This is a genomic window from Saccharopolyspora elongata (genome assembly GCF_004348985.1).
GTDB lineage: Bacteria > Actinomycetota > Actinomycetes > Mycobacteriales > Pseudonocardiaceae > Saccharopolyspora > Saccharopolyspora elongata.
Window position 1 is genome coordinate 1 of sequence record NZ_SMKW01000218.1, and the last position, 1,299, is coordinate 1,299.

The window sequence follows — 1,299 nt, forward strand, 5'->3', positions numbered from 1 at the left end:
ACCGCGCCGCGTCCTCGTCGTCCTTGCTGGCCCAGCCCACCTGCTGGCTCAACCGGTCGATCTCCCCCAGCAAATCCGGTGCCAACGACTGCTCTCGCACCGGCGGTCTTCCCGACGCAGCCGAGCCCACACTGGACGCGGATACTTGTGTGGTTCCCGCGGGATTGTCGTGTCCGGCCTCGCTCGGCTGCTGCAGCAGATTGCGCGCGAGAGCCCGCAACAACACCTCCGCGGAATCCCGGGCGCCCACCTGCAGATCCGGCATCACCGACAACGCTTCCGGACTACCGCTCATAAGATGAGCGGCAATCGTCACAAGGGCGTCGTGCCGCTCACCTCTGCGCAATGCCGCGAGGAAAACCCTTTCCCGGTCGCGACCAGGAGCATCGATGAGGCCCTCATAGGTAGCGCGCACCCGTGCCCTCGCGTCATCGAGGTTCCCCACCTCCCGCGACTGCACATCCCGAGGTTGGTCCTTCCAGCGCCGTTGTTCGGCCTCCTCAAACCGACTCGCGGCAACCGACAACCCCTCGAGCGACCACACCACCGCCGACTGGCCCCCGGGCGTGGGCTTATCGTGCGGCTTCGCACCCTGCCCCTGACCAGTCCCGGGCATCGTGTCCGGTTCACGGGAACCGCCCACGGTCACCGCCGCAGTCACCGCCTGCTTCGCCGCCCCACCGAAGCCAGCGCCCCCCTCGACCGGAGCCACCATCCCGGGAGGCACCGTCGCAGCCGTCAGATCCGGCCTCCCGCCATCCGCAATGAAACTGGAATCCCCAGTCCCCGCAACAGATCCACCACGCCCGGATCCGGAATCGGCACCGTCAGACGACCTGTCCCGCGCGCCGACAAAGAAATTCTCGCTCGGCCCGGCATACCGCGACCGCACCGGCAGCGCTACCTCGTCCAAGCCACCAGGCACCCAGTCGAAGCCGGGCAGCACCGGAGCACGCCGCTGCCCCTGGCTATCGACCACGAGCACCGAATAGAAGGAGAACCGTGCATCAACCCCCAGACCCGGCGGGAACCGCTCAAACACCACATCGACTCCCGACACATGCCACGCCCGAATCGACAACCCAGCACCCGGCCAGCCCACCACCAACGCCTCAACGCCCAGCAGACCCTCCGTATACGGACGCATCACCGTCGCATCCAGCACCCCCCGCACATCCACACCCTGCGGAAGATCATCCATCAACGTCGGCAACTGCCCACCGTCGAACCGCACCCCCCAGCCAGCCAACGCCGTAACAAACGCATCCCGCGCCGCAGACCCACCCACCACCGCCCTCC

General features: G+C 67.4%; 1 protein-coding gene. It reads right to left on the reverse strand.

The window, feature by feature from the left end:
• Positions 1–1,213, reverse strand: a 1,213-nt coding sequence (locus E1288_RS46375) for a hypothetical protein (RefSeq protein ID WP_207954953.1), incomplete at its 3' end; no start/stop codon positions are given.
• Positions 1,214–1,299 lie beyond the last annotated feature (86 nt).